The sequence below is a fragment of the Mesobacillus jeotgali genome (assembly GCF_031759225.1).
GTDB classification, from domain to species: Bacteria; Bacillota; Bacilli; order Bacillales; family Cytobacillaceae; genus Mesobacillus; species Mesobacillus jeotgali_B.
Genome location: NZ_CP134494.1, coordinates 3,286,888 through 3,306,813, shown reverse-complemented (window position 1 = coordinate 3,306,813; position 19,926 = coordinate 3,286,888). Strand labels below are relative to the sequence as shown.

At 42.6% G+C, this 19,926-nt stretch carries 25 protein-coding genes; 19 read left to right on the top strand and 6 right to left on the bottom strand.

Annotated features, from left to right (window positions below; genetic code table 11):
- Positions 1 to 3 precede the first annotated feature (3 nt).
- The 4 genes from udk (at position 4) to RH061_RS16700 (ending at position 3,928) form a co-directional block, all read left to right on the top strand.
- A complete protein-coding gene (gene udk / locus RH061_RS16715; RefSeq protein WP_311071867.1) occupies positions 4 to 639 on the top strand; it encodes a uridine kinase in 636 nt (211 codons plus the stop codon).
- Positions 640 to 844: 205 nt separating this feature from the next.
- A complete protein-coding gene (greA, locus tag RH061_RS16710; RefSeq protein ID WP_311071865.1) occupies positions 845 to 1,321 on the top strand; it encodes a transcription elongation factor GreA in 477 nt (158 codons plus the stop codon).
- 56 nt (positions 1,322 to 1,377) lie between these two features.
- Positions 1,378 to 3,162, top strand: a complete 1,785-nt coding sequence (locus tag RH061_RS16705) for a peptidoglycan D,D-transpeptidase FtsI family protein (RefSeq protein WP_311071864.1) — start codon at positions 1,378 to 1,380, stop codon at positions 3,160 to 3,162.
- Between the two features lie 85 nt (positions 3,163 to 3,247).
- Positions 3,248 to 3,928: a DUF1510 family protein gene (locus tag RH061_RS16700; RefSeq protein WP_311071862.1), complete on the top strand. Its 681-nt coding sequence runs from the start codon at positions 3,248 to 3,250 to the stop codon at positions 3,926 to 3,928.
- Positions 3,929 to 3,966: 38 nt separating this feature from the next.
- On the opposite strand, the gene RH061_RS16695 is transcribed toward RH061_RS16700, so the two are convergent.
- Entirely contained in the window at positions 3,967 to 4,173 is a 207-nt protein-coding gene (locus RH061_RS16695; protein WP_311071859.1) for a YrzA family protein, read from the bottom strand.
- Positions 4,174 to 4,332: 159 nt separating this feature from the next.
- On the opposite strand from RH061_RS16695, the gene RH061_RS16690 reads away from it, so the two are divergent.
- From RH061_RS16690 to RH061_RS16675, 4 genes are all read left to right on the top strand, one after another.
- Positions 4,333 to 5,628, top strand: a complete 1,296-nt coding sequence (locus tag RH061_RS16690) for an amidohydrolase family protein (RefSeq protein ID WP_311071857.1) — start codon at positions 4,333 to 4,335, stop codon at positions 5,626 to 5,628.
- Between the two features lie 84 nt (positions 5,629 to 5,712).
- The gene (locus RH061_RS16685; protein ID WP_311071855.1) at positions 5,713 to 6,420 is read left to right on the top strand and encodes a 5'-methylthioadenosine/adenosylhomocysteine nucleosidase; all 708 of its coding nucleotides are present in this window, start codon (positions 5,713 to 5,715) and stop codon (positions 6,418 to 6,420) included.
- Between the two features lie 254 nt (positions 6,421 to 6,674).
- Entirely contained in the window at positions 6,675 to 6,929 is a 255-nt protein-coding gene (locus RH061_RS16680) for a YrhC family protein (protein ID WP_311071854.1), read from the top strand.
- Between the two features lie 355 nt (positions 6,930 to 7,284).
- A complete protein-coding gene (locus tag RH061_RS16675) occupies positions 7,285 to 7,422 on the top strand; it encodes a YrzI family small protein (RefSeq protein WP_214778704.1) in 138 nt (45 codons plus the stop codon).
- Positions 7,423 to 7,877: 455 nt separating this feature from the next.
- Here the strand turns inward: RH061_RS16675 and sigK are convergent, their stop codons facing one another.
- Positions 7,878 to 8,600 (bottom strand): RNA polymerase sporulation sigma factor SigK, encoded by a 723-nt coding sequence (sigK, locus tag RH061_RS16670; protein ID WP_023627218.1) that lies wholly within the window; start codon positions 8,598 to 8,600, stop codon positions 7,878 to 7,880.
- A gap of 269 nt (positions 8,601 to 8,869) precedes the next feature.
- Here sigK and RH061_RS16665 point away from each other — a divergent pair, with 269 nt between their 5' ends.
- From RH061_RS16665 to RH061_RS16650, 4 genes are all read left to right on the top strand, one after another.
- Positions 8,870 to 9,271: a DsrE/DsrF/DrsH-like family protein gene (locus RH061_RS16665; protein WP_167831642.1), complete on the top strand. Its 402-nt coding sequence runs from the start codon at positions 8,870 to 8,872 to the stop codon at positions 9,269 to 9,271.
- Positions 9,272 to 9,391: 120 nt separating this feature from the next.
- The gene (locus RH061_RS16660) at positions 9,392 to 9,631 is read left to right on the top strand and encodes a sulfurtransferase TusA family protein (protein WP_023627220.1); all 240 of its coding nucleotides are present in this window, start codon (positions 9,392 to 9,394) and stop codon (positions 9,629 to 9,631) included.
- A 60-nt stretch (positions 9,632 to 9,691) separates the two neighbouring features.
- Positions 9,692 to 10,828 (top strand): NAD(P)/FAD-dependent oxidoreductase, encoded by a 1,137-nt coding sequence (locus RH061_RS16655; RefSeq protein WP_311071851.1) that lies wholly within the window; start codon positions 9,692 to 9,694, stop codon positions 10,826 to 10,828.
- 14 nt (positions 10,829 to 10,842) lie between these two features.
- On the top strand, positions 10,843 to 11,403 hold the full coding sequence (locus RH061_RS16650; RefSeq protein ID WP_311071849.1) for a helical membrane plugin domain-containing protein: 561 nt from the start codon (positions 10,843 to 10,845) through the stop codon (positions 11,401 to 11,403).
- Positions 11,404 to 11,441: 38 nt separating this feature from the next.
- Here RH061_RS16650 and RH061_RS16645 read toward each other — a convergent pair whose 3' ends face one another.
- On the bottom strand, positions 11,442 to 11,798 hold the full coding sequence (locus RH061_RS16645; protein ID WP_311071847.1) for a group I truncated hemoglobin: 357 nt from the start codon (positions 11,796 to 11,798) through the stop codon (positions 11,442 to 11,444).
- Positions 11,799 to 11,889: 91 nt separating this feature from the next.
- Positions 11,890 to 12,561, bottom strand: coding sequence for a response regulator transcription factor (locus tag RH061_RS16640; RefSeq protein WP_311071846.1), 672 nt, complete (start codon positions 12,559 to 12,561; stop codon positions 11,890 to 11,892).
- Between the two features lie 175 nt (positions 12,562 to 12,736).
- Here RH061_RS16640 and RH061_RS16635 point away from each other — a divergent pair, with 175 nt between their 5' ends.
- Positions 12,737 to 12,883, top strand: coding sequence for a hypothetical protein (locus RH061_RS16635; protein ID WP_167831637.1), 147 nt, complete (start codon positions 12,737 to 12,739; stop codon positions 12,881 to 12,883).
- Between the two features lie 202 nt (positions 12,884 to 13,085).
- Complete coding sequence (locus RH061_RS16630) at positions 13,086 to 14,867, top strand: M3 family oligoendopeptidase (protein WP_311071845.1); 1,782 nt, start codon at positions 13,086 to 13,088, stop codon at positions 14,865 to 14,867.
- Between the two features lie 86 nt (positions 14,868 to 14,953).
- Here RH061_RS16630 and pssA read toward each other — a convergent pair whose 3' ends face one another.
- Positions 14,954 to 15,493 (bottom strand): CDP-diacylglycerol--serine O-phosphatidyltransferase, encoded by a 540-nt coding sequence (gene pssA / locus RH061_RS16625; protein ID WP_311071844.1) that lies wholly within the window; start codon positions 15,491 to 15,493, stop codon positions 14,954 to 14,956.
- Positions 15,494 to 15,683: 190 nt separating this feature from the next.
- Here pssA and RH061_RS16620 point away from each other — a divergent pair, with 190 nt between their 5' ends.
- Positions 15,684 to 16,472 carry a phosphatidylserine decarboxylase gene (locus tag RH061_RS16620; protein ID WP_311071843.1) on the top strand — a complete coding sequence of 263 codons (789 nt, stop codon included), beginning with the start codon at positions 15,684 to 15,686 and terminating at the stop codon, positions 16,470 to 16,472.
- 82 nt (positions 16,473 to 16,554) lie between these two features.
- Here RH061_RS16620 and sda read toward each other — a convergent pair whose 3' ends face one another.
- Complete coding sequence (gene sda, locus RH061_RS16615; protein ID WP_102265137.1) at positions 16,555 to 16,695, bottom strand: sporulation histidine kinase inhibitor Sda; 141 nt, start codon at positions 16,693 to 16,695, stop codon at positions 16,555 to 16,557.
- A gap of 422 nt (positions 16,696 to 17,117) precedes the next feature.
- Between sda and RH061_RS16610 the strand changes: the two genes are divergently transcribed.
- The 4 genes from RH061_RS16610 to yhbY are packed head-to-tail and all read left to right on the top strand — an operon-like array spanning position 17,118 to position 19,926.
- Entirely contained in the window at positions 17,118 to 17,633 is a 516-nt protein-coding gene (locus tag RH061_RS16610; protein ID WP_311076436.1) for a YqeG family HAD IIIA-type phosphatase, read from the top strand.
- Between the two features lie 3 nt (positions 17,634 to 17,636).
- On the top strand, positions 17,637 to 18,740 hold the full coding sequence (yqeH, locus tag RH061_RS16605) for a ribosome biogenesis GTPase YqeH (RefSeq protein WP_311071841.1): 1,104 nt from the start codon (positions 17,637 to 17,639) through the stop codon (positions 18,738 to 18,740).
- 58 nt (positions 18,741 to 18,798) lie between these two features.
- Positions 18,799 to 19,629 carry a shikimate dehydrogenase gene (gene aroE, locus RH061_RS16600; protein ID WP_311071840.1) on the top strand — a complete coding sequence of 277 codons (831 nt, stop codon included), beginning with the start codon at positions 18,799 to 18,801 and terminating at the stop codon, positions 19,627 to 19,629.
- A 3-nt stretch (positions 19,630 to 19,632) separates the two neighbouring features.
- Positions 19,633 to 19,926, top strand: coding sequence for a ribosome assembly RNA-binding protein YhbY (yhbY, locus tag RH061_RS16595; RefSeq protein WP_311071838.1), 294 nt, complete (start codon positions 19,633 to 19,635; stop codon positions 19,924 to 19,926).

Sequence of the window (19,926 nt, the reverse complement as noted above, 5' to 3'; positions counted from 1 at the left end):
AACATGGACCGCAAACCTGTTGTAATTGGTGTAGCCGGCGGCTCCGGCTCAGGAAAGACTTCTGTAACAAAAGCGATTTATGATAGCTTTAAAAGCCAATCAATCTTGATGATTGAGCAAGACTACTATTATAAAGACCAAAGCCACCTGCCAATGGAAGAGCGTTTGAAGACAAATTACGATCATCCACTGGCATTTGACAACGATCTGTTGATTGAACATATCCAAAAGCTGCTCCGCCATGAAGCGATTGAGAAGCCAGTCTATGATTATGCGATCCATACACGGTCCAGCGAAGTTGTACATGTTGAACCGAAGGATGTCATCATCCTTGAGGGGATTCTCATTCTTGAGGATGAAAGATTGCGGAACTTGATGGATATCAAGCTCTATGTTGATACAGACGCTGATTTGCGGATCATCCGCAGGCTCCTTCGTGACATCAAGGAGCGCGGACGTTCAATGGACTCGGTCATCGAACAGTATGTGAATGTCGTCAGGCCGATGCATAACCAGTTCATCGAACCGACCAAGCGCTACGCTGATGTCATCGTCCCTGAGGGCGGCCACAACCATGTGGCGATTGACCTGATGGTAACAAAAATTCAAACAATTCTTGAACAAAAATCATTTTTGTGACACAATAGCATAGATAATGTGGACATGGAAGTACTTGAATAAAGTGCTTCCTTTTGTCCAAGGAAAAATAAATGGTCCATAACGGCCATATTTAACACGCGCGCCCTTGTAAGGTCGCGCTCCTGTATATTTTTCAGGATACATAATATAATATTACACAATCTATTTTTTGGGGAATTGTGAAGACTAGAAGGAGTGAAGTATTTTGGCTACAGAAAAAGTTTTTCCTATGACACAGGCAGGAAAAGAAAAGCTGGAACAAGAATTGGAGCAATTGAAAACGGTAAAACGTAAAGAAGTGGTTGAAAGAATCAAGATCGCACGCAGCTTTGGCGACCTTTCAGAGAACTCTGAGTATGATTCAGCCAAAGAAGAGCAAGCCTTTGTTGAAGGCCGTATCACCACTCTTGAAAATATGATCCGCAACGCAAAAATCATCCAGGAAGATGAGTTGAGCACAGATGCAGTCAGCCTTGGCCGCACAGTGACATTCATCGAGCTTCCTGATGGCGATGAAGAATCCTACACAATCGTCGGAAGCGCTGAAGCTGATCCATTTGAAGGCAAAATCTCGAACGACTCTCCGATCGCGAAAAGCCTAATGGGCAAAAAAGTAGGAGACGAAGTGACTGTCCAGACTCCTGGCGGTGAAATGAACGTCCGCATTACAACTATTAAGTAATATCCATAGGTTTGAAAATTCGGCACCTCGTCAACACTTTTGACGAGGTGTTTTTTATGCGTAAAAAAAGAATGGTGGTGTCGATCTCTATTTGTATAGCTGCCTTTGGCTTGCTGATGTTACGGTTGGCCCAACTGCAATTATTTGATACAGAGTCCTTTTCCAAGCATGAAATAAATTTGATAGAAGCGAGTGTCAAGCAAAGGTCACAGGAAATGGTCGTTGACAACGGCCGTGGGAATTTTCTAGACAGGAAAGGAGACCCATTATCCTTTGAAACCTCATCCGTTCTGGTCTTATTCCCATTTTTGAAGAAGATGGACTGGGAAGCCGATAATGTGGCAAGGACAATAGGTGTATCTGCATACTCTTTAAAAAATGCAGTGGAAAAGTCCAAAGAACCATTTGCTTTTGGCGACCCGGATCCGGTGATTTTGACGAAGAGTCAAATGGAAACCATTAATGAAATGGAAATACCGGGAGTTTTTGCTGTTGAGCGAAAATACCCAATGGAGAAAGTGCCGGCTGCCCAGCTTTTAGGAATCATAGGGGAGAATGAGACTCTTATGAGGTCAAGATATGGAGACAAGGATTTGCTGCCAAGGACCTTGATTGGTCTATCTGGTCTGGAAAAAAGCTTTGACGAGTTTCTCGTTGCTGAAGGGAAATCGAAACTGGTTTACCATGTCGACGGAGAAGGAGCGCCACTATTCGGGATCAATGTTAAGTACATAGACCCTGCCAACCCATTCTATCCAATCAATCTGCAGACTTCGATAGACAAAGACCTGCAAATGCTCCTGGAGGAAAAAGTGGATCAGCACAAGATCAACAGAGGCGGCGTAGTGCTGCTGGATATTGAAACAAACAGTATACTGGCAATGGTGTCAAGGCCTGTCATTGACCGCAAAAAGCCTTTTAACGACGAGGGAACTGAAAATATGATGGTCAAGCAGCATATCCCTGGTTCCGTCTTTAAAACAGTTGTCGCAGCAGCAGCGATTGATCAGGGGCTTGATGATCCAGCCAGGGAATTTGATTGCAGCAAGACGATCAGCGGGGCACCAGATTTAAAATATGACTATGGAATGCTTAATTTTAATGATAGCTTTGCAGTGAGCTGCAACAGGACTTTTGGTGAAGTGGCCCGGGAGCTGCAGGAGCAGGATCCCAATATCCTTGAAAAATACGCTGAGAAGCTGTCGATCACTGGAGGTGTCGGGTGGAAAGGAGACATTTTCCATCTGGAAGATTTCAGCCAGATTCAGGACGAGGAAAAAGGCAGGGTATTTTTATCGGATGAAGCGAGGAAGGATAAGAACTTTGCGGCACTATCCGGAATTGGCCAGCATGAAGTTAGGGTGTCTCCTCTTGCTGTGGCAAACATGATGGCAACGATCGCCAGGGGCGGGGAAAAGGATATGGTCAGGGCAGTACTGTCGATTCAGTATCAAAATGGCGCTGAAATGACGGCATTTCCTAAACAGAAGCTTGAAGGGGAAAAACTATCACCGTTCACCGCGATGAAACTCCAAAAACTTTTACGGGAGGTCGTTGTGAACGAGCAAGGTACTGGAAGATGGTTCAAGGACTTGCCATATGCTGTGGCAGGAAAGTCTGGGACTGCAGAAACCGGGGTTTACAAAGATGGCGACAAACAGTTGCACAATAAATGGTTCGCCGGCTATTTTCCGTACGAAAAACCAAAGTATGCACTGGTAACGGTCAACTTAGGGGTTTTAGAAAATGAAGGCGGGGTGAATCCTCTTTTTGCAGATATAGTAAAAGAGGTCTATGCATTCAACCATGGTACCTCGGCTGAAGGTCCTGAAAACAATTGAACCATGATTAGATGAATATAAAATCCTTCAAGTTTGCCCCCAGTCATGGTAGAATGTTGACAACCTTATAAGGGAGGGAAAGATCTTGAAGCACGATGATTATGAAAACCTAAATGAGGGGTCACGTTCTCAGATGAGGGCAAAACGCAGAAAAACGAACCTTGTTTTAAATAGCTTGATTGTTGTCGTCATCCTGTTGATTGGAATAGTCTCATTTAACATTTTCTTTAGCAACGATGAAGGGGTTGCCGACCAAAACGATGTTGGTGCTGAGAAAGACCAGGCCGCTGCCTCTCCGGATAAAAAAGATGACAGCCAGGATTCCGACAAAAAAGACGATAGCCAGGATTCCGATAAAAAGGATGAATCAGCATCAGATGAAGCAGACGAGGAATCTGCAGAGGATGAAGAATTGGCTGATCCAATCGTGACAGAGGGCGGCAGTGATGCCAATGTGAAGCAAACAATTGAAAATCCTGAGTGGAAACCGGTTGGTACTACCCAATCCGGCGAACATAACACCGTATTCGACCAGAATGCGGTAGACTGGCAGGAAATGATTCTGGCCTATTCTTATGCTACAGGAATCGATAAAGATAACATGACAGTATGGTGGAATGAAAATGGCGGTGCGCCTAATACAGCGGTCGGAACGGTCTCCCAGAAGGGCAGTGACCAGACATTCAGAGTTTGGGTTGAGTGGGTTGACGGCGAAGGCTGGAAGCCAGTAAAAGTGGAAGAACTCATTCAAAATGATAAAAGATAAAAGGAAACTCGGAAAGGGGCTTGTAAGCAGCGGCCCCTTTATTTTTTTGCCTTGAAGTGGACCACTGCGGAATAGAACAGCCTGCCTTTATCATCTAAATGCATCTGGTGGGACACATGGTGAACTGATAGCATGATTGCTTTATTGATTTCGATTTGCTTATTGATTTTTTGTTCCAGAGATTTCAGGTCGACTGCTTCAAAAAATTCAACCTTGTCTTCTATTAGTTCAAATTGGAAGTCCAAAGATTCATTCTCCTTTCGTATACAACTTATCGCCACAAATAAAATAGCAGATTCTCTATAAAAATGATACATTTTTTGATAAATTAAAACGATAGGCATATTTCCGGGATTACCACCGAATTCTAGTAAGTAAGTGTTTTTACATAGGAGAGATTTAATATGACAAGAAAGTTATTCTATAATGGCACAATTATTACGAGTAATACAGAGAATGAAGTGTTTGCGAACGGGGCAATCGGCATCGAAGGAGAGAAAATCATCTATGTGGGCACCACGCCTGAAGATGTTGCTTCATATGATGAAAAAATAGATTTAAAAGGGAATATCCTGCTCCCTGGGCTCGTCAATACGCATGGACACACGCCAATGTCATTGCTGAGAGGCTATGCGGATGATTTGCATTTGCAGACATGGCTGCAGGACAAAATTTGGCCTCTTGAAGCCAAATATACACCGGAGCATGCAAAATGGGGTACAAAGCTATCCATCCTTGAAATGATCCGCACAGGTACTACCACATTTGTTGATATGTATGACAATATGGATGAAATCGCCAAGGCTGTTGAGGAAGCAGGCATTCGCGGAGTGCTGTGCCGGGGAGTAATCGGCTTTGGTTCGGAGGAACTTCGACAGAGCAAGCTTAAGGAAGCAGCAGATTTTGCGAAAAGCTGGAATAATGGTGCGAATGGAAGGGTCACGACGATGTTGTCACCGCATTCTCCTTATACTTGCTCACCAGAATATATCTCCCAGATCATTGACAAATCGATCGAGCTGGATGTTCCGCTGCATACGCATATGTCGGAAACGAAATTCGAAGTAGAGAAGAATATCGAGGAATATGGTGCTACACCGGTTCGTCATCTAGAGAAACTTGGATTCTTTGACCGACCTTCGCTTGTTGCCCATGCGGTCCATGTGAATGACGAGGATATTCAAATCCTGGCGGAAAAAGACGTGAAAGTATCACATAACATCATCAGCAACCTTAAATTGGGCAGCGGCATTGCCCCGGTTGGCAAAATGCTGGAAAAGGGAGTCACCGTCAGCCTTGGGACAGACAGTGTTGCTTCCAACAATAACCTCGACTTATTTGAAGAGCTGAAAGCAGCCGCAACAGTCCATAAAGGGGTTGCCCAGGATGCGACGGTCATCACCGCTCAGGAAGCTTTGAGGATGGCAACGATCAATGGTGCAGAAGCCCTCTGGCTGGAAGAACGGATTGGATCTCTTGAAGCAGGCAAAGATGCAGATTTCATTGTCGTGAACTCCAATCAGTCGTTCTTTTATCCTAAGCATAATCCAGTATCCCATCTTGTTTATTCTGGATCTGGGCGGGATGTAAGGGATGTCTATGTCCAGGGGAAACAAATTTTGGACAATGGGCAATTCAAAACGATTGATGAAGAAAAAGTCCTTTATGAAGCAAATCGAATGTCTAAGCTCCTTTCGTAGGGTTTTTATAAAAATAAAGTCCGCAGTCTGTAAAGATTAGCGGAAAGTTAAAATCAGAATGTAATAAGAACATTGGAGGTCTCAATGATGAGCAGAATTGGTATTATTGGTGCAATGGATGAAGAAATACAGCATATTCTTGACGCCATGAAAGGCTATGATGAAAAAAAGAAGGCAGGCATTACGTTTTATGTCGGCACTTTCAATGGATATGATGTTGTTCTGTGTAAATCTGGCGTAGGGAAAGTGAATGCAAGTGTGTGTACTCAAATCCTGATCGATGAATTTGCTGCATCCCAGATAGTTTTCACAGGCGTAGCGGGTGCTGTGAACCCTGATCTGAAAATAGGCGATATCGTCATCTCCACTGATTGCGTACAGCATGATATGGATGTTCGTGCGTTGGGCTTTAAACTAGGGGAAATCCCTTACACAGAAGTATCTGTATTTAAAGCAGATGAGAAATTGGTAGACTTGGCAATTATGGCAAGCAAAGAAATAGTCGAGGACAAGAAAATCGTCAGCGGCAGGATTTTATCAGGCGACCAATTCATCGCTGACCGTGATAAAGTGAAGTTCCTGTATGAGGAGCTTAATGGTTATTGTACAGAGATGGAAGGCGCAGCAGTTGGACAGGTCTGCAGCATGAACAACATCCCATTCGTGATCATCCGGTCAATGTCCGACCAGGCAGATGGCTCAGCAGACGTAAACTTCCTGGAATTCACAAAACTCGCGTCAAAGAATTCTTATGAAATCGTCAATGAGATGGTCAAGAACTGGAAGCTCTAATTACCCAGCGCGGAATTCATTCCGCGCTTTTTTTATTTTTATTAAGTAGTCTTAGGTTCGGACAAATTCCCGAGGAGAGAGGCTCAATTTGTCTGAAGTAGCATCAAGTTCGGACAAAATCCCAGGATAAGCAACTTGTTTTGTCTGAAGTAAAAATCAAACTTATCTTTTTCCCAGAATTTACATACTCATAAGACGTTTAAAAGATGTTAAAGTAGGGTTGTGGTTAAGTCTATTAAATGCAGGTGATAATAATGAAGGCTAGACAACTCTATGAAAAAATGATTGATTTTAAACAGTTTGCTACAGTCCTGCTTGCTGTAGGAGTGTTCTTTTATCTTGGCACGATCATTCCGTCTGAAACGAAAGTGATGACAGATATATATATTGCTACTGGTGCTTCCGCTGGATTTCTTGCTGGTTCCATCGTATTCTTTTCTTTCGCGAAAAAATACCGCAATCTGCTGATTGAGTCAGAAGAAGGCCAGGAAATGCTGATGAAGAAATAAACGTCCTTCCGGGGCGTTTTTTTTTGTTGGAATTTGACGAATCTTTTTTTGGAAAAAACGACCAAAAAAGGTTTACAAACCAACATCAAGTGGATATACTTACCATTGTGGTTAAATAATTCAAAAGGAGGTCGAGTGAAATGATCATGAATGGATACTGGAATAACGCACAAACTTCATATCGCAATACACATTCGACCGGATCGGACTGGATTATTTAAGCTGTTTTTTGACACTTATACATCCATGGCCGCAGGGAGAATCGTGCCCTGTGGCTTTTTTGTGCCCGTTTTGCCGCAGGGGAGGAATCCTTGCGGCTTTTTGGGGTGGAAATTAAAAAGGAGGTGAACTCATCATGACCTTAAATATCTTGTTTTTTACAATAACGATTAACAAACGCCAAATGTCTTTAGAAGAAATTCGCCATAATGAAATGGTTGAAAAAATGGTTGAAGACAATAAAACTCGTCAAACAATGCTGCGCCTGTTTTAATTCATTTGAATAATTAACTTAAGAAAGGTGGAAAGAAGATGATTTATTTAATTCAAAGAAGACTGGCTAGCTTATGGGTGGAGAAGGACACCACCTAACGACGGAGTCGGGAGGTAAAATGTATGTCACTGCATGTCTTGCTTTTAACGCTGATTTTCAAGAAAAAGAAATCCCATCGTTAACAAAATGTTCACAACCTCTTCCTTTTAGCACCGTTATTATATGATAAATTTGGTGTAAGTAAGGGTGAATGCTAAAAGGGGTGATAGGCATGTTCTTGATTGTCATGGGATTGGTAATCTGTGGCGCTGTCGGTCTGGTAGTGGCGGCTGAAGTGAGCGTAGAATAGTGTTTTTGAAGGTATCAATCAATCAGGTTGATGCCTTTCTTTTTTTCGCTGGACAATTTGATACCGAAAAAAGAAACCCGGAGCGTCAAGCCCGGGTTTCTGCATTTTATTGCCCCTTATTCTTCTTCTTTTCCTTCTCTGCGCGATAAAATTCATGAAACATCTTCATCAATGCCCGTTTCTCGATCCTGGATACATAACTTCTTGAGATGCCGAGTTCTTTGGCAATCTCACGCTGCGTTTTTTCCTTTTTCAAATCAAGGCCAAAGCGGCCAACGATAACCTCTTTTTCTCGTTCATCGAGGACATCGATATATTCTTTCACTTTTTCAAGCTCCATATTGAGTTGGATGGTATCAATGACATCTTCTGATTCGGACTTCAGGACATCGATCAGTGAAATCTCGTTTCCTTCTTTGTCCTGGCCGATTGGATCGTGCAAGGATACATCCTTCTTGGTTTTCTTTAATGCTCTCAAATGCATGAGGATTTCATTTTCAATACATCTGGCAGCATAGGTTGCCAGTTTGGTGCCTTTGCCTTCCGAATAGCTCTCGATAGCCTTGATGAGGCCGATTGTTCCAATAGAAATCAAATCCTCTGAATCCTCGCCGGTGTTTTCGAATTTTTTCACAATATGTGCGACAAGTCTCAGGTTGTGCTCAATCAGCATGTTTCTTGCATGTGGGTCGCCATTGGCCATCAACCTTAAGTATTTTCGCTCATCAGCTGCAGATAACGGTTGAGGAAATGCATTGTTTTTTACATACGAAACAAGAAGGATCACTTCTTTAACTAAGTACCCGAGTGCTGTAAGTATGCCCGACATGTTTCCACCCCCGCTTTTTTAGGCTTTCGCCTATAATAAATTCCTATGTCTGAAGGGGGACGATTGTGTCTGTCCTTATAAATATTTTATATTGGGAATTTAAGGAAGCGTGTAGTTCTGAAGAATCAAGAGTTAATTCTATGAACACCTTGTTTTGTCACTTTTTGGACCAAGAACGTTCACATAAAAGAAACAGACATAGATATGGGGGTATGGGTATAATTCAGGTGTAAGGTAAATCATTCGATTTCATTAGGAGGAAATAAATTATGGAACAACAAGCTCCATCTTTAGCCGTTATTTTATTATCTGAGGATCTTGAAAAGTTACACGCTGGTGCATTGGTAGGATCGGTGGCATCAATGTCAGGCATGACTGTGAATGTCTTCGTCACAATGAATGCACTGAAATCTTTCCGCAAAGACAGCTTTGAAAGCACTGATTTCATCACTGGAACGATTGGCAAGGAAATGCTGGCTAAGAAAATCCCATTATTTGATTCACTTTTACAGGAAGGAAAAGACATGGGAGAACTTAATATTTACGGCTGCGCACTTGCGATGGACATCATGGACTGGCAAGAAGAAGACATGATCGATGTGTTCGATGGAGTGATCGGGGTTACTAAATTCCTAGGAATGACTCAAGGAGCAACAGTTATTACGATGTAAGATGCATAAAGGGAAAAACTGATGTGGCGTGCAGGCCTTTCAACCATTTCCCCTTCATGCAAAATTAAAAAATCTTTTCTTATTCTAACATAAAACTTAACTATACAGGAGGAAAAAATCATGAGTGAAGTACAAGTAACTAAATCAATCGATGCAAGAGGAGCTTATTGCCCGGGACCACTAATGGAATTGGTAAAAGGAATTAAAACAGCACAAGTTGGAGATGTGGTAGAAGTACTTTCCACTGATAAAGGTTCAGCAGTTGATATACCTGAATGGGTCAATAAAATGGGCCACGAAATTGCCTACCTCGAGAATGAAGGCGATGAATTCAAGATCGCAGTCAAAAAGGTAAAGTAAATAAGTGCTGTTTGTTCAGTAACAGCCTTCATCAAAGAAACCAATAAAGAGGTGGACCAAATGACAAAGAAAATTGTTGTTCTTGGGGCCGGCAGCGCGGGTACGATGGTCGCAAACAGATTAGCCCGCCAGCTTGGAGAAGAGATAAAAAAGCGTGAAGTCGAAGTGACTTTGATTTCCAATACAGAAAAGCATATCTACCAGCCAGGATACTTATTCATCGCTTTCAATGAAAAGCCATCCGAGCACTTCATCAGAAAACAGGAGACACTTGTTCATCGACATGTGAACCTTGTATATGATGACGTTGAAAAAATCGACGTCGAGAAGAAGACAGTCAAAGGAAAGAAGCAGTATCAGTATGACTATCTTGTCATCGCAACCGGATCGCATCCTGATTTCGATAGCGTACCTGGCTTAAAAGAGGGAGCGCATAACTTCTATACACTTGATGGTGCTGAACGTCTGCGGAAAGATCTTGCGGCGATGGAAAAAGGAAGAATCCTGATCACCATTGATGTTCCGCACAAATGTCCTGCTGCTCCGCTTGAGCTGGCATTGATGCTGGATGACTATTACCGCAAGAATGGCCGACGCAAGGATATCGAAATCAAATACGCTTATCCGATCGGCCGTATCCATTCATTGGTTCCAGTTGCAGAATGGGCTCTTCCGCAGTTTGAGAAGCGCGACATAAAATATGAAACATTCTTCAACCTTGAAGAAGTCGATCCAAAACGCAAGGTTGCGATCACGATGGACGGTTCAGAACACGAATATGACATGCTTATTACGATCCCGGCACATACTGGCGCTAAAGCAGTGATTGATTCAGGTATCGGAGATGAGTCCGGCTTCATTCCGACACATCGTACAACATTGAAAATGATTGGCCAGGACGATGTTTATGTTATCGGTGATGCTACGAACCTTCCAATCAGCAAAGCTGGTTCAACTGCGCACTATCAGTCTGAATCGCTTGTTGCCAACATCATTAGCAGATTGACTGGCCGGCCAGAGACTGCAGTGTACAACGGCAAGGTAGCTTGCTTCCTTGAAAACAGCCTTGAAGATGCCAGCATGATTACATTCGATTACAATAACCCGCCGCAGCCAGCAGAAACTTCTGACCTGCTGCACTGGTTCAAAGCAGTATACAATGAGCTTTACTGGTTAAATGCCAAAGGGATTTTATAGAAGGGGTGGTTGAGATGGCTACAGAAACACCTCAGGCTCAACAAAATGCTCAACATAAACTCGTCAGCTTCACAGATGCAGCCATGAATGCCGTAACCGGCGAAATGGTCTCCACGATTGCCGAAACTGGCGTCAAATTGGTCGAAATGGCCGATGATTTGCTTCAGCCTGAAACACTTTCCTTATTAAAGACACTACCTGAGGTGGCGGAGAACCTCGAGCGTACTTTGATGGAAGTAAAACGGATGGAAGAAACAGGAGTTTTGAAATCCTTGATGCAGCTTGCGGATATGGCAGCTGCCATGAAGGGGGCGATGACTGGCCCGATGGTGACAGATATGGCCGAAAAGGCAATCAAGGGTGTAGAACTTGCTGATTCATTCGTCCAGCTGGGTGCCATTGACCTGGTTGAAGGAATGCTTACTGCATTCAACAATGCTCAAGAACAAACAAAGAATAAAGAACCGCTGTCATCCATTCAGCTGATGAAGGCTGTTACGCAGAGAGAAACAAGAGAAGGCATGACATTGATGATCTCATTCCTGCAAAACCTGCCTAAACAATTGAATAAATAAAAAAAGGAGAGGGGGATTCCCTTCTCCTTTCTTCGTGATCACTTATAAAGTATATCGTTTTTCATTGTTGTCAACTTTTCGAGAACTTCATTGATGTCTTGTTCCGGGACATCAAATTCCCTGAGGCTGGCAGCCAGGTGGTTAGCGATTGCCCCAAAGTGCTCGTCATTCAGGTTCATCCCTTTATGGGCGAGTTCCATGCTTCTTCCTGAATATTGGTTAGGTCCCCCTAACGCCCAGCTGATAAACAAAGATTGGTGGCGGCGCTGTTTTTCCATGTCCGTTTCCTCGAAAAACTTGTTGACTGTTTCATCAGCCAGTACCTTTTCGTAAAACACATCCACAACTTTTGAAATGGCATCCTGTCCGCCCAGACGATCATATAAAGTATCCATCTGATAATCCTCCTGTCTATAAGTTAACGTCCCTATTATCTCTCTTTAACCAAAAGATTATGAACGAAACCCAATAGCCAGAAAAACAAACTTAATCAATCCATTTATAGCCTACACCCCAAACAGTAGACAGGTAATCGTCCACGGCAAAACCAGCTTTGCGAAGTTTATCCCTAAGATTCCGTACATGTGAATCTATCGTACGGTCTTCGGTATCGACACCATAGCCCCATATAGTGGTGATTAAATGTTCTCTCGTGAAGACCTTATTGACGTTTTGCAGGAAAAGGCTGAGCAGGGCAAATTCCTTTGGGGTAAGAGGAATTAAAGCTCCATTGAACTGAACATCATAGGAATCTAAGTTCAGTTTCAAACCATTGAAAGAGAGAAGGGGGCTTTTGCTAGTTTGTCTCCTCAGTACGGCCTCAATCCTTGCAACCAATTCTCCTTCATCAAACGGCTTGGTGATATAGTCATCAGCGCCGATTTTTAAGCCTCGCACAATGTCAGGCTTCTCACTCCTGGCAGTAAGCATGATGACGGGAATATCCCAGTGTCTGCGAATTTCATTGCATGTCTCCCAGCCATCCATCTCAGGCATCATGACATCAAGCAAGACGAGATCGGCATTGTGGTCCTCGAGAAAGCTGATGGCTTCAGTACCGGAAGTCTTTTTGATGCATTTATATCCTAATGGGGTTAAATACAGCGCAAGCAAATCAAGCATACGCGTTTCATCATCTACTAACAGAATCGTAGCCATATAAAAACTCCTTGCAATATGATTGTTAAGTTCATCCTACATCAAAAGTTAGGAAAAACTGTGCATGTATAACGAGTTTTATTTAAAATTTTTGAAAAGGTTCGCTAAAAGCCCAAACCAAAATGGACAGATCCCCATAAAGTAATAATAGGATACAGAAAAGGAGTGTGAAAGTATGCCTTACGGTTACTATCCACCATACGGAGCCCCTTATGGAGGTTATCCGGGTTATTACGGCGGAAGTGGTGTATGGTTTGCGCTGTTCATCATCCTGCTGGTCATCGTCCTGATCTTTGGCGGATGGTGGTATTTTTACAGTTAGAAGTTTCGAAGGTTTATCCTGAATAGGGTAAGCCTTTATTCTTGCTTCTGCCCTTAAATTCCCCTTTACGATTCATAATATATCTTGGACAAGGCCGTAACTATAGAAGCCAAAAATATGAGACTCGGAAAACCTTCCGAAAAGATAGAAATTTTAGAAAAATAACATTATAATAATATAATAGAAAAAAGGGGGAAAATCAATGTCGAATACATACTCAGAAGTTTGGGACTTAGACGTATTTTTTGAAGGAGGAAGTGCTTCTCCGGAATTTGCTGCCCACCTAAAGGCAGCAGGAGCGGAAATTGAACAATTTAAAAAGGAAGTGGAAAGCTGGCAGCCTGCTGACCATAAAAGCGAGGGATCCAGGCTGGAGAGCCTCGTTGGAATGTTTGATAAAGCGGCAAGGAAGGTAAGGCAGGCAGGAGCTTTTGTCAGCTGCCTGCATGCTCAAAATACAAATGATAAGAAGGCTGGTCAATTAAAAGCAGCTGTCACAGAGCTAAGTGCATCTTTGCAGACAGCACTTACCATTTTTGACCAGAAGCTATCTGGTTTTTCGGATTCTGTCTGGAGTGAACTTGTCCAGGAAGGACTTTTACAGGAGCTGCGTTTTGTGCTTACGGAACGTCGCGAGCGGGCAGCGGAAAGGCTATCGGAAAAAGAAGAGTCGGTCATCAATGCATTGAGTGTGGACGGCTATCATGGCTGGGGCCAGATGTACGACCTTCTTGTAGGCAACACGAAAATCAAGTATAACGGGGAAAGTCTATCAGTAGGCCAGGCAGCCAATAAGCTTTCTAATGCTGACCGATCAGTCCGTAAAGAAGTGTTTGCTCAATGGGAAAAAGCATGGGGAGAGAATGAGGAAGCCTTCGCGAAGACGCTTAACCATCTTGCAGGCTTTCGTTTGAATGTCTATAAACTCCGCGGCTGGGAAGATGTATTGAAAGAGCCGCTTGACATTAATCGAATGAAAAAGGAAACACTTGAAGCGATGTGGGAGGTCATTTCCGACAATAAGGAGCCATTTGTTCAGTTCCTTGACCGTAAAGCAAAGCTTCTTGGACTGGAAAAGCTGAGCTGGTACGATTTAGATGCGCCGATTGGCAGTACCGAATCGAAAATGTCCTATCAGGAAGGTGCAGATTTCATCGTTAACAACTTTGAACAATTTGGCAAGGAGAATGCTGACTTTGCGAGAATGGCGTTTGAAAATAACTGGATTGAGGCGGAAGATCGTCCTGGTAAGGCTCCAGGCGGATTCCACACCTTCTTCCCGGAGAGCAGCCAATCACGGATTTTCATGACCTACTCAGGCACTCCATCCAATGTTTCTACACTTGCACATGAGCTTGGACATGGTTTCCACACTTATGCGATGAGGGATTTACATTTGTTGAATCGTAATTACGCGATGAATGTAGCAGAAACTGCGTCTACCTTCGCTGAAATGATTGTTTCCGATGCTTCTGTCAAGAACGCGAAAACAAAAGAAGAAAAACTCAGTCTGTTGGAAGATAAAATTCAGCGGTCAGTTGCGCTCCTGATGAATATTCATTCGAGGTTCCTTTTTGAGACGAAATTCTATGAAGAACGGAAAGAGGGAGTTGTCACCACAGAAAGACTGGGAGAATTGATGAAAAATGCTCAGACAGAAGCATATGGTGGTGCACTGGATGAATATCACCCATTATTCTGGGCTTCAAAGCTGCACTTCTTTATCACTGGAGTACCATTCTATAACTTCCCGTATACCTTTGGATACTTATTCTCTCTTGGGATTTATGCATTGGCACAGGAAGAAGGCAAAGGGTACGAAGAGAAATATATCGCTCTATTGAAGGACTCCGCTTCTATGACAGTTGAGGACCTTGCCCAAAAGCATCTGAACGTCGATCTCACGAAAAAGGAATTCTGGGAAAAAGCTGTCCGTATGTGCGTGGAGGATGTCGAGGAGTTTATAGCTTTGACAGAGGAGTAATCGGCTTGCCAGAGATGTAAAATCAGGTTTCAGGTTCCAATATCTTTAAAAAATACGAAAACCCAGCCATGATGGAGGCTGGGTTTTTATACTTTTCTCAGCTTGAAGGGACTGACCATCAACAGGCTGAGAGCCATCATAGTGAACAGGAATGTCTGAGGCGGTACGTGAGGAATGGCTAAGAAGCTAAGCGTTGCCAGCACTCCTGCTGCAGTTATCGGCAATCCTGTGAAATACCCTGAATTCTCGGTAATATTGAATCGTGCAAGGCGGAAGGCCCCGCAGCCTATATAGAAAACGATGAAGAATGCACCAGGTGCGCCAAAATCGGATAAAATTCCCTGATAGATTAATAATGCGGGCGCAACGCCAAATGATATAATATCACTCATGGAGTCTAACTGCTTTCCAAGTTCAGATTCAATGTTGAGTTTTCTTGCGACCATGCCATCGAAACGATCGGCGAGGGCGGCTATGAAGATCAGCAAAAGGCTTAAATTCAGATTGCCGTTAATGGCAACAATGATTGCGAATCCGCCTAGAGATAGATTCGCCAATGTCAGCAGATTGGCTGTCTGGGATTTTACTTTCTTGACAGTTGTGTCAAGTACATCATGTAGAAACATATATATTTCACTCCTCATAATCGGAAAGGGAACTAGCACATTGGGTTATTATATAATAATATATAATTCTAAGCTGATTATGCTTTTTCGTAAAGATTTCTTATGATACTTTTCGAAATGTTTGATGTATTCCGGAAATCCAAGACACTTTATCGGATGCGAACCATAGATAAAATCGGAGGTATGATCATTGTTTCAATCACTATATCGTATTCTTATAGAATTGACGAACGGGAAGTGGAGTTCTGCCATTTTGCATAAATTCGCAAAATCCAGAAGCAGTAAGAGGATTATTCCTTCCTTTGCTAAAACGTATAACATCAACCAGGAGGAAATGGAAAAGCCAATTGGGGAATATGAAAGTCTTCATCACTTTTTCATCAGGAATCTTAAAGAGGGCGCAAGGAAAATAGATCAGGATCCTCTGTCAGTCGTTAGTCCGGTAGATTCGGTCATCGAAGAGGTGGGTGAAATCGCGGCGGATAAAACGATTACGGTAAAAGGCAAGGTTTATTCTATTTCCGAAATGCTCGGCAATGATGATGCGATGGCAAGGTATGAGCAGGGAACTTATATGATTTTTTACCTGAGCCCAAGCCATTACCATCAAATTCACAGCCCGGTAACTGGAGAGGTAACCAATCAATGGACTTTGGGATTGAAGTCATACCCCGTAAATAAAATGGGGTTGAAGTATGGAAACTACCCGTTGTCTAAAAACTACCGAAAGATTACTGAAATCAGGCATAATGCTGGCATGGCTGCTGTCATTAAAGTAGGAGCCATGTTCGTCAATTCGATTGAAACGACACATGACGGATCGAAGCTGGAGAAAGGTGATCAAATGGCATACTTCACCTTTGGCTCGACTGTAGTATTACTGTTCGAAAAAGATACTGTTAACCTGCTGCCGCAAATCTCTCCTCCACATCATATTAAGTATGGCGAGATAATCGGCACATTAAATGGACAAGACTGAAAAGATAAAGGCACAGGCTGAATCTGTGCCTTTATCCTTTTCTATACGTTTAACTCGAAAAAAAAAAGCCCTTTAGGGGCTGTCAGGATGAGGCTTTAATTCGGTTAGATAATGAACGCCGGTGGATTTCCGTTTCAATCAAACGAATAAACTCATAGCTTAAATTTAACTCTCTTGCTTTAAAATATGACTCGATCAACAGCTCGTCCGACAGTTTACGCATTCCAGTCATTCACCCCCAAAAAGGTTATACTAAAACAGATGTTAATTGCATATAATTGTAAGTTGTTTTGTTCTACCCTTACTCTATCAGAATGAAACTTTGAGAACAACTGTTCTAATTATCCACAAACAACGGTGGATAACCTGTGATTAATTTGTTTATAAATGGGAAATTAGTAATAGAATCAATGTGTGTTTTGTGCATAAGGTTATCCACAGGTCTGGAAAAGCTTGGATTTTGTCGAAAAGTTTTTTGGGATATTTTTAAAAAATATGAATTTAAAGCGAATTGAGTTTATTCTTGTCATCCTATAGAGTTAGTTTATTTTTACATTCACTACAATGTTTGTTTTGAATACGAGGATAAAATTGGGTATGATGTTAACGGTATGATAGGAATTTAATTAATGAGGTGTAATGAAATTGCTAAAGCATTTTTTACCGGATCAGCATGTTAAGAATATTTTTGAAATCACCCCCGAAAGCCTGCAAGAAAAAGGTGTGAAGGGTATAATCACAGACCTTGACAATACACTCGTTGAGTGGGATCGTCCCTATGCGACGCCGATGCTGATCGAGTGGTTTGATAATATGAGGAAAAATGAAATACTCGTAACGATTGTATCCAATAATAATGAGAAAAGAGTGAGGGCATTTTCAGATCCTTTGCACATTCCATTTATTTTTCAAGCGAGAAAACCGATGACCCGTGCATTTAATAAAGCATTAAAGGAAATGGGATTGCGAAAAGAAGAAACGGTCGTGATAGGTGACCAGCTTTTAACCGATGTACTTGGCGGCAACAGAAGCGGTTTCCATACTATTCTCGTTGTTCCAGTTGCCCAGACAGATGGGTTTGTGACTAGATTCAACAGGAAAGTGGAAAGAAGAATCTTAAATTGGTTCAGGAAAAAAGGAAAGCTGAATTGGGAGGACTAAGATTTGAGTGAGCAATTAAATTGTACAGGCTGTGGTGTCATCATCCAGACGGAGAACCCAGAGGAGTTAGGCTATGCTCCGGCTTCTTCATTGGAAAAAGAGGTGGTTGTCTGCCAGAGATGCTTCCGTTTAAAAAATTATAATGAAATCCAGGATGTAAGCCTGACGGATGACGATTTTTTAAAAATATTGAATGAACTAGGCAGCAGGGATGCCCTTATTGTCAAGATCGTCGATATTTTCGACTTCAATGGGAGCTGGCTGCCAGGCATCCATCGTTTCGCCGGTAAAAACCCGGTATTATTAATCGGCAATAAGGCCGATCTCGTACCTAAATCAGTCAAACAGCAAAAATTGATTGACTGGATGAAAAAGGAGTCCAGGGAACTGGGGCTCAATCCGATTGATGTATTCCTCGTCAGTGCAGCTAGAGGCTTCAATATAAAGGAAGCAGCTGCGGCAATAGATGAATACCGCAATGGCAAGGATGTTTATATTGTAGGCTGTACAAATGTAGGGAAGTCTACTTTTATCAATAGAATCATCAAGGAAGTGACAGGCGAAGGTGATATCATCACCACTTCACACTTTCCTGGAACGACCCTTGATATGATTGAAATTCCGCTTGAGGATGGCAAAGCGATTGTAGATACACCAGGTATTATCAATCATCATCAGATGGCGCACTACGTGGATAAGCGGGATTTGAAGTTCATTACGCCAAAAAAAGAAATCAAACCGAAGGTGTACCAGCTGAATGAACAGCAGACGCTGTATTTCGGCGGCCTGGCCCGTTTCGATTATATATCAGGAGGCAGAAGGTCTTTCTCCTGCTATGTACCGAATGAAATTAACATTCACCGGACAAAGCTTGAAAATGCGGATGAGCTGTATAAAAATCATGCCGGTGAGCTGCTTACACCTCCTCGTCGTGAGCAAATGGATGAGTTCCCTGAACTTGTCCGTCATGAGTTTACCATCAAGGAAGCTAAAACAGATGTTGTTTTTTCAGGGCTTGGCTGGGTAACGGTCAATGATGCAGGCGCGAAAATTGCCGCGCATGTCCCTAAAGGCGTCAATGTAATGCTAAGAAGGTCACTTATTTAGGAAAAAGCTTAATTGCTTGAAGCGGACCTCAAAATAAAACGGAAGGGCGGGAGATGAATTGAAAAAATTATTCGGTGTCATTGGAGATCCTATTGCGCATTCGATGTCTCCTGCCATGCACAATGATTTATTTGAGCTTTATGGAATCGATGCCGTTTATCTGCCTTTCCATGTGAGCAAAGGAAATCTTGAGGCAGCAGTTAAGGGATTGAAAGCGCTTGGTGTGAGCGGATTCAACGTGACAATTCCGCATAAAACAGATATCATCCCTTATCTTGATAAAGTTGATCCACTAGCAAGGGCTATTGGAGCGGTCAATACAGTCAAGAATGAAAATGGCCTTCTGGTAGGCTATAATACCGATGGTCCTGGTTTCGTTAAGGGGCTTGAATCAATGGCTGCTGATCTTGCTTCAAGATCAGCTTTGATTATTGGTGCGGGTGGTGCTGCAAGAGCCATTTATTTCTCGATGGCACAGGCTGGTATTGAGAAGATTGATATTTACAATCGGACCACTGATAAAGCGGAAGAGCTTGTCAGCTCCTGTCCATACAAGGTGGAATCAAAGGTGATTGGCCGGGTAGCTGCTGAAAAGTCACTGGCGTATTATCAGCTTGTCATCCAGACAACTTCAATCGGGATGGTGCCTGATACAGAAAACTTGCCTCTTCTGCCAGAAAACTTAACGCAGAATAGTATCGTTAGTGATATAATTTATAATCCATTGCAAACAAAGTTCTTAAAAGAAGCAGCCAAAAGGGGAGCCGCTGTCCAGAATGGTGTAGGAATGTTCGTTTTCCAGGGTGCGCTTGCTTTTGAAATATGGACGGGGATATTTCCGGATATCGAAAGAATGGAAACAAATGTTTTAAGAAATTTAGGAGGTTAACATATGTTAACAGGTAAGCAGAAACGTTTTTTAAGATCGAAAGCCCATCATCTTACGCCAATTTTTCAAGTTGGTAAAGGTGGGGTAAATGAGAATATGGTCAAACAAATTGCAGACGTGCTTGAAGCAAGAGAGCTGATCAAGGTGAGTATCCTCCAGAATTGTGATGAGGATAGGGATACTGTGGCTGATCAGCTGTCTCGCGGTGCTAAGGCAGAGCTTGTCCAGGTAATCGGAAACACCATTGTTTTATATAAAGAGTCTCGTGAAAATAAGCAAATCGTTCTTCCAAGATAA

What these genes read in the sequence shown, in the direction of transcription:
- RH061_RS16640 (WP_311071846.1), bottom strand. Translation starts at nt 12,561, where the DNA reads ATGGCTACGATTCTGTTAGTAGATGATGAAACGCGTATGCTTGATTTG.
- RH061_RS16665 (WP_167831642.1), top strand. Translation starts at nt 8,870, where the DNA reads ATGGAACAACAAGCTCCATCTTTAGCCGTTATTTTATTATCTGAGGAT.
- sda (WP_102265137.1), bottom strand. Translation starts at nt 16,695, where the DNA reads ATGCGTAAACTGTCGGACGAGCTGTTGATCGAGTCATATTTTAAAGCA.
- yhbY (WP_311071838.1), top strand. Translation starts at nt 19,633, where the DNA reads ATGTTAACAGGTAAGCAGAAACGTTTTTTAAGATCGAAAGCCCATCAT.
- RH061_RS16675 (WP_214778704.1), top strand. Translation starts at nt 7,285, where the DNA reads ATGACCTTAAATATCTTGTTTTTTACAATAACGATTAACAAACGCCAA.
- RH061_RS16660 (WP_023627220.1), top strand. Translation starts at nt 9,392, where the DNA reads ATGAGTGAAGTACAAGTAACTAAATCAATCGATGCAAGAGGAGCTTAT.
- RH061_RS16645 (WP_311071847.1), bottom strand. Translation starts at nt 11,798, where the DNA reads ATGGATACTTTATATGATCGTCTGGGCGGACAGGATGCCATTTCAAAA.
- RH061_RS16690 (WP_311071857.1), top strand. Translation starts at nt 4,333, where the DNA reads ATGACAAGAAAGTTATTCTATAATGGCACAATTATTACGAGTAATACA.
- RH061_RS16685 (WP_311071855.1), top strand. Translation starts at nt 5,713, where the DNA reads ATGATGAGCAGAATTGGTATTATTGGTGCAATGGATGAAGAAATACAG.
- RH061_RS16680 (WP_311071854.1), top strand. Translation starts at nt 6,675, where the DNA reads ATGAAGGCTAGACAACTCTATGAAAAAATGATTGATTTTAAACAGTTT.
- sigK (WP_023627218.1), bottom strand. Translation starts at nt 8,600, where the DNA reads ATGTCGGGCATACTTACAGCACTCGGGTACTTAGTTAAAGAAGTGATC.
- pssA (WP_311071844.1), bottom strand. Translation starts at nt 15,493, where the DNA reads ATGTTTCTACATGATGTACTTGACACAACTGTCAAGAAAGTAAAATCC.
- RH061_RS16635 (WP_167831637.1), top strand. Translation starts at nt 12,737, where the DNA reads ATGCCTTACGGTTACTATCCACCATACGGAGCCCCTTATGGAGGTTAT.
- RH061_RS16650 (WP_311071849.1), top strand. Translation starts at nt 10,843, where the DNA reads ATGGCTACAGAAACACCTCAGGCTCAACAAAATGCTCAACATAAACTC.
- RH061_RS16655 (WP_311071851.1), top strand. Translation starts at nt 9,692, where the DNA reads ATGACAAAGAAAATTGTTGTTCTTGGGGCCGGCAGCGCGGGTACGATG.
- RH061_RS16705 (WP_311071864.1), top strand. Translation starts at nt 1,378, where the DNA reads ATGCGTAAAAAAAGAATGGTGGTGTCGATCTCTATTTGTATAGCTGCC.
- RH061_RS16630 (WP_311071845.1), top strand. Translation starts at nt 13,086, where the DNA reads ATGTCGAATACATACTCAGAAGTTTGGGACTTAGACGTATTTTTTGAA.
- udk (WP_311071867.1), top strand. Translation starts at nt 4, where the DNA reads ATGGACCGCAAACCTGTTGTAATTGGTGTAGCCGGCGGCTCCGGCTCA.